General features: G+C 76.3%; 5 protein-coding genes and 1 pseudogene. 4 read left to right on the forward strand and 2 right to left on the reverse strand.

The features are described from left to right. Positions 1-116 precede the first annotated feature (116 nt). The gene (locus tag ADY01_RS10685) at positions 117-1,331 is read left to right on the forward strand and encodes an 8-amino-7-oxononanoate synthase (protein ID WP_049569695.1); all 1,215 of its coding nucleotides are present in this window, start codon (positions 117-119) and stop codon (positions 1,329-1,331) included. A 55-nt stretch (positions 1,332-1,386) separates the two neighbouring features. Here ADY01_RS10685 and ADY01_RS10690 read toward each other — a convergent pair whose 3' ends face one another. Together ADY01_RS10690 and ADY01_RS10695 are read right to left on the reverse strand one after the other, a co-directional pair. Beyond that, positions 1,387-2,217 carry a 3-oxoadipate--succinyl-CoA transferase gene (locus ADY01_RS10690; protein ID WP_049569697.1) on the reverse strand — a complete coding sequence of 277 codons (831 nt, stop codon included), beginning with the start codon at positions 2,215-2,217 and terminating at the stop codon, positions 1,387-1,389. A 4-nt stretch (positions 2,218-2,221) separates the two neighbouring features. Then, on the reverse strand, positions 2,222-3,037 hold the full coding sequence (locus tag ADY01_RS10695) for a CoA transferase subunit A (protein ID WP_049569700.1): 816 nt from the start codon (positions 3,035-3,037) through the stop codon (positions 2,222-2,224). Between the two features lie 142 nt (positions 3,038-3,179). Here ADY01_RS10695 and ADY01_RS10700 point away from each other — a divergent pair, with 142 nt between their 5' ends. From ADY01_RS10700 to ADY01_RS10710, 3 genes and pseudogenes are all read left to right on the forward strand, one after another. Further along, entirely contained in the window at positions 3,180-4,886 is a 1,707-nt protein-coding gene (locus ADY01_RS10700) for an IclR family transcriptional regulator domain-containing protein (protein WP_049569703.1), read from the forward strand. 131 nt (positions 4,887-5,017) lie between these two features. After that, positions 5,018-5,833 (forward strand): SAM-dependent methyltransferase, encoded by an 816-nt coding sequence (locus ADY01_RS10705; protein ID WP_049569704.1) that lies wholly within the window; start codon positions 5,018-5,020, stop codon positions 5,831-5,833. A gap of 265 nt (positions 5,834-6,098) precedes the next feature. Beyond that, positions 6,099-6,451, forward strand: a pseudogene (locus ADY01_RS10710) (transcription termination factor Rho); the annotation flags it as partial.

A 6,451-nucleotide genomic window follows, 5' to 3' on the forward strand; every position in this document is an offset into this window, starting at 1 on the left:
CCAAGGCAGAAAGCTACAACAGCGATCGCGGCCGAGTGTGCCAATCACCACTGACAACGGGCACCGGGGGCGACTACGTTTATGCGCAACCCACAAGACGCGGAGGACGGCGGCCGGTGCACGACGACGCGAGCGGCCGGGTCTTCGACTGGCTGGACACCGCTGCCGAGCGGCGGCGCCTGACGGGTCTGGCGCGACGGCTGCGGCCCCGCGCCGCCACCTCCCCGGCGCTGGACCTGGCGGGCAACGACTACCTCGGCCTCTGCCGCCACCCCGAGGTGATCGCGGCGGCGGCCGCCGCCGCACGGACCTGGGGCGCGGGCGCGACGGGCTCGCGCCTGGTCACCGGAAGCACCGCGCTCCACGCCGAGCTCGAAGCCGAACTCGCCGCGTTCTGCGGGTTCGAGGCGGCCCTCGTCCTGGCCTCGGGCTACGCCGCCAACCTCGCGGCCCTCACCGCGCTCGCGGGCCGGGGCACGCTGATCGTCTCCGACGCGGGCAACCACGCCTCCCTCATCGACGGCTGCCGGCTCTCCCGCGCCGAGGTCGCGGTCGTTCCGCACGCCCAGCCCGAGGCGTTCGCCAAGGCGCTCGACGGACACGTCCACGGACATCCCGGCGGGGACGCGCGGCGCGCCCTCGCCGTCACCGACTCGGTGTTCTCGGACGACGGCGACGCCGCCCCGCTGTCCCGGCTGGCCGCGGTCTGCCGGTCCGCCGGCGCCGCGCTGGTCGTGGACGACGCCCACGGCCTCGGCGTGCTGGGCGAGGGCGGGCGCGGGGCGGTGGCGGCGGCGGGACTCGCGGGCGCGCCCGACGTGGTGGCGACGGCCACGCTATCCAAGGCGCTCGGCAGCCAGGGCGGGGTGGTGTGCGGCCCGCGCCGGGTGATCGACCACCTGGTCAACGCCGCCCGCACCCTGATCTTCGACACCGGGCTCGCCCCGCCCGCCGCCGGGGCCGCGCTGGGCGCGCTGCGCCTGCTGCGCCGGGAGCCGGAGCGGGCGCAGCGCGTCAGGTCCGTCGCGGCCACGCTGCACCGGCGGCTGGCGGCGGCGGGACTGCGCGCCGCCCGCCCCGACGCGGCGGTGGTGTCGGTGCGCGCGCCCTCGCCCGAGGCGGCGGTGGCCTGGGCGGCGGCCTGCGGGGAGGCGGGCGTCGCGGTGGGCTGCTTCCGCCCGCCGTCCGTTCCCGACGGGATCTCGCGGCTGCGCCTGACGGCCCGCGCCGACCTCACCCCCGCCGACCTGGACCGCGCGGTGGCGACGGTGATCGCCACGGCCCCGCCCGCAGCGTCGGGCCCTACGGGCGTCCCCGCCGATCCGGCGTAGCCGCCCGCTGCCGGGCCTCCGCTCCCGGTTCTCCGCTCCCGGGTCCTCCTCCCGGTCATGTCCCGCGAGGCCCGCCGGGTCCCGCGTCGTCCCCGGGCCCGTCGCGCCCCGCCGCCTTCAGCGCGCGCAGGCGGGCGAGTTCGCCGTCGGTCGGCGGCGCGGTGACGGAGACGGTGGGCGCGGCGCGCAGCCGCCAGCCGGTCGCCGCGCGGACCCGGTCGGCGGTGACACCCGGGTGCAGCGCGGTCAGGACCAGTTCGGCGGTCTCCGGGTCGGGGCGGAGCACGCCCAGATCCGTGATGACGGCGACGGGGCCGCGCCCGCGCATGCCGAGCCGCGCCCGGTCGGCCGGGCCGCCGCCGTGGCCCAGGGTGGTGACGAAGTCGAGGCGGCGCACGAGGTTGCGGGGGGAGTGGCGCAGCACCACGAGCACCCGGCCGCAGTTGGCCGCGATCTCCGGCGCGCCGCCCGCGCCCGGGAGCCGTCCCCGCGGCCGGCCGGGGCCGTTGTCGACCTCGGTGGTGTTGATGTTGGCGAACCGGTCCACCTGGGCCGCCCCGAGGAACCCGACGTCCACGCGTCCGCCCTGGAGCCAGTAGTTGAAGATCTCCGGCACGGACACCACCGCGTCGGCGGTATCCGCGAGTTCGCCGTCGCCGATGGACAGCGGGAGCCGGGTGGGCTTGGCGCCGAGCGCGCCGGACTCGTAGATGAGCACCAGGTCCGGGTTGACCGTGCGGCGGGCGAGGTTGGCGGCGGTGGAGGGCAGCCCGATGCCGACGAAGCAGGTGCGCGCCCCGGCCAGCGCGCGGGCCGCGTTGACCTCCATCAGCTCGTCCGGCGTGACCGGGGACCGGTCCGCCTGCCCCGCGGAGGGCACGCTCATCGGGTCACCGCCCCTCCCGGCCGCCGACCAGCGCGTTCAGCCACGCCGTGAACGTCGCGCGGTCGCGGGCGACGGCGTCCCAGGCACGGTAGGAGTCGTTGTCGCGGACCGAGTAGCCCGCGGCGTAGGAGGGGTGGGCGCCGCCGGGGACGACCGCGACCGCGTCCACGGCCCAGGAGGGCAGGACCACCGCGCCCGGTCGCGGCGTCAGCTCCTCCACGACCTCCTCGACCGTGACCAGGACGCGGCCGGCGGCGAGCGCCGCCTCCTTCTGCACCCCCGTCAGGCCCCACATCTGAACGGTGCCCCGCCGGTCGGCCCGCTGGGCGTGGATCACGGTCACATCGGGGGTGAGCGCCGCCACGGCCGCCAACTCCTCGCCGGTGAACGGGCAGACCACCGTCGCCACCGTGTCCGTGCGGTCGGGCAGGTCGCTGCCCCGGTAGCCGCGCAGCACGGCGAACGGCAGCCCGGAGGCGCCCGCCACATAGCGGTTGGCCATGCCGGCGTGGCTGTGCTCGTCGAGCGCGAGCGGGCGGGGCCAGCCGTTCTCGACGGCGTCGCGGAAGCGGTGCAGCGAGCCGACGCCCGGGTTGCCGCCCCAGGAGAAGACCAGCTTGGCGACCAGGCCCGCGCCGATCAGCTGGTCGTAGATGATGTCCGGGGTCATGCGCGCCAGCGTGAGGTCGGTGATGCCCTGGCGGATGACCTCGTGCGCCGCCGCGAACGGGATGAGGTGGGTGAAGCCCTCCATCGCCACGGTGTCCCCGTCGTGGATCAGGTCCGCGACGGCGTCCCGCAGGGAGCGGATGCCGGCCATGTCGTTGACGGCCTCCCGGCGTTGTTCGTAGAGTGAACTTTTGTCCGCGACATTCCGCGGCCGAGTCTGATCCCCGGGTCCACGCGCTGTCAATGGGACATACCCGTACGGTGGGGTGCCCACGTCCCAGGCGGGAGCCTCCATGACCGAGCCGGCCACGTCCGCGGCCACCGTGCGGGCGACGGAACGCGCGCCCGAGGCGGCGCCGCCCGCCGAGGTGGTGGGGCCGCTGATCAGGGGCCTCGCCGTGCTCCGCCAACTCGCCGCGGCGGGTGGGTCGTCGAGCGTGGGCGACCTGGTCCGCGCCACCGGGCTGGCGCGTTCCACCGTCGACCGGACCCTGAGCACCCTCGCCGACCTCGGCCATGTGCGGCTCGAAGGCCGCCGGGCCGCCGCCCTCGCCCCCCGGCTGATGGAGCTGGGCAACGCCTGCCTGACCGCCGTCCGCGTCCCCGCGCTGCTCGGACCCTTGGCCGACGAACTCGCGGACGAACTGGACGAGTCCGTCTCCCTCGCCGTGCCCGACCTCGACGGCGTCCGGTTCGTCCACCAGGCCGGCCGGCGGCGCACCATGTCCGTGGACTTCCGCATCGGCGACCTGCTGCCCGCGGAGGCGGGCGCGCCCGGCGCCCTGTTCGCCGCCGCCTGGACCCCGGAGGACTTCGCGCGCTGGCGCCGCCGCCGCGCCGCCGACCCGCTCGGCGCGGGCTTCCCCGCCGTGCCGCCCGAGGCGTCCCGGGCGGCGGCCTCGTTCGCGCCGCGCGTCGCCGAGGCCAGGCGGCTCGGCTGGTCGGCCGACGACCAGCTCATCGAGCGGGGACTCGTCGCCCTCGCCATGCCCGTGCGCGACGGCCGGGGGCGGGTGGTCTGCGCGGCCGGCGTGGTCAGCCACACCAGCCGCCACGACGTCGACTCGCTGCGCGACGTCGTGCTGCCCCGGCTCCGCCCGGCCGTCGCCGCCATGGAACGCGCCCTCGCCCGGCCCGTGGAGCGCCGGCCGCGCGAGGGCACGCCCGGCCGGGGAGCCGCCACCCGCGCCGCCAAACGCAGGCTCGGCCCGGACTTCGTGGAGTCCCTCGCCCGCGGGCTCGGCGTGCTGACCGCGTTCGACACCGTCACCGCCACGGACGCCGACGGCCTCTCGCTGACCGCGCTCGCCGAGGCCACCGGGCTGCCCAGGGCCACCGTCCGGCGGGCCCTGATCACCCTCGAACACCTCGGCTACGTCGGATCCGAGGGCGGCCTCTTCCGGCCGCTGCCCCGCGTGCTGGAGCTCGGCTACGCCCACCTGTCGGGGCTGCCGCTCTCCGCCATCGCCCAGCCGCACCTGGTGAGCCTGGTCGAGCGCGTCCAGGACTCCGCGTCCCTCTCGATCCTGGCCGGCGACGACATCCAGTACGCCGCGCGCGTGCCGACCGTGCGCATCATGAGCGTCGACATCACCGTGGGCACCCGCTTCCCCGCCCACGCCACCTCCATGGGCCGCGTCCTCCTCGCCGGGCTGGCCCCCGAGGAGCGCACGGCCCACCTGGCGCGGATGCGGCCCGTCGCGCTCACCCGCCACACCGTCACCTCCCGCCGCCGTCTCGGCGTCCTCATCGAGCGCGCGGCCCGGGACGGATACGCCCTGGTGGACGAGGAGTTGGAGGAGGGCCTGCGCTCGCTGGCCGTCCCGGTCCGCCACCGCGGCGGCCGGGTCGTCGCCGCGGTGAACGTCTCGATGCACGCCAGCCGCCGCACGGCCGACGAGGCCCTGACCGACCTCCTCCCGCCCCTGCGCGAGGCGGCGGCCCGCGTCGAGGCAGACCTGCGCGTCGCCGGCCGCTACGCCCGGATCCGCGTCGCCTGAGCCGCCTCGCCCGCCCTCCGCCGCGCGTTTCGCGCCGGCCGCCTGGCGTGTCAAGGGCCCGCGGCGCGCGAGCGGGCGGCGGCGGGGCTACGTTGAGGAGCGGCAGGCCGGACGCATGGCAGGAGGCCCCCGTGACAGACGACGCGCCCACCCCCCGCTCCGACCTGGTCTCGAAGATCGACACCTCCGTGCCGCACTCCGCCAGGATCTGGAACTACTGGCTGGGCGGCAAGGACAACTACGAGGTGGACCGGGCCGCGGGCGACGCCTACTGCCGGGTCTTCCCCGGCATCGTCGACATCGCCAGGGCCTCCCGCCGCTTCCTCACCCGCTCCGTGCGCTTCCTGACCGAGGAGGCCGGGCTGCGGCAGTTCCTCGATGTGGGAACGGGCCTGCCCACCGCCGACAACACGCACCAGATCGCCCAGCGCATCGCCCCCGACGCCCGCATCGTCTACGTCGACAACGACCCGCTGGTCCTGATGCACGCGCACGCGCTGCTCACCTCGACGCCCCAGGGGGCGACCGAGTACATCGAGGCCGACCTGCGGGAGCCCGAGGCGATCCTAGGCCGCGCCGCCGGCACGCTCGACCTGAAGGAGCCCGTCGGCCTGATCCTCAGCGGCATCCTCGGCCATGTCCCCACCGGCGAGGAGGCGCGCACCATCGTGCGGCGCCTGATGGAGGGCCTCCTCCCGGGCAGTTACCTCTCCCTCAACGAGGGCATCGACACCGACGGGGAGTACGTCCGCGCCCAGCGGGCGTACAACGAGTCGGGCGCCATCCCCTACCACCTGCGGACCCTGACGGAGGTCACCGGCTACTTCGAAGGGCTCGAACTCGTCGACCCCGGCGTGGTCCCGGTCACCCGGTGGCGGCCGGAGATCGCCGCCGTCGGCGAGTCCCAGAGCCTGGGCCAGGCCGGCGGGGTCGCCCGCAAGCCCTGAACCCCGGGCCCTCCCCGGCCCGCTACCGGCGCCCCCGGCGCCGGGTGTAGGCTGGGAGCAGCACGTCAGTACGCCCCACCGCGGCGTCCGTGCCCTTTCCCCACCGGCCCCTTCCGGTCCTCGTCCTCCGTGACGGTGTGGACCGAGGTGGCCGTTCTCCGAAGCCGTGACCCCTCGCGGGGTTCCGTCGGCTCTCTCTCCGCCGTGTTCACGGCGCGCACTCCCTCCGTTCCCCACCGCTTCCGCACACCTCAAGGACCGACGCATGACAGCGAGCACAGCAAGCACAGCAAGCCCTCGGAACCGCGCCGCCGAGCCGCACCCGGCGGAGGAGCTCTTCGAGGGACTCGTCGACACGGTGGACGGCAAGACGTTCATCCGCGTCGACGGCTACCTCCCGGGTCCCCGGGACATCCCCGTCGCCGCCGACCAGGCGCGCCGCCACGGCATGCGCCCCGGCGACCGCGTCTCCGGTGCCCTCGGCCGCCCCTCGGCGGGCGCCCGCCGAGGCGCCGCGCGGCCGCTCGCCCGGCTCGACGAGATCAACGGCCTCCCGCCCCAACAGCTCGACGGACGCCCCGACTTCGCCGACCTCACCCCCCTGCAACCCCCCTCCCG

The sequence above is a fragment of the Streptomyces sp. SBT349 genome, from assembly GCF_001083795.1.
Lineage (GTDB): Bacteria > Actinomycetota > Actinomycetes > Streptomycetales > Streptomycetaceae > Streptomyces.

Excerpts from the sequence above, each read along its gene's own strand:
- ADY01_RS10690 (WP_049569697.1), bottom strand. The coding sequence starts at position 2,217 with ATGAGCGTGCCCTCCGCGGGGCAGGCGGACCGGTCCCCGGTCACGCCG.
- ADY01_RS10695 (WP_049569700.1), bottom strand. The coding sequence starts at position 3,037 with ATGGCCGGCATCCGCTCCCTGCGGGACGCCGTCGCGGACCTGATCCAC.
- ADY01_RS10700 (WP_049569703.1), top strand. The coding sequence starts at position 3,180 with ATGACCGAGCCGGCCACGTCCGCGGCCACCGTGCGGGCGACGGAACGC.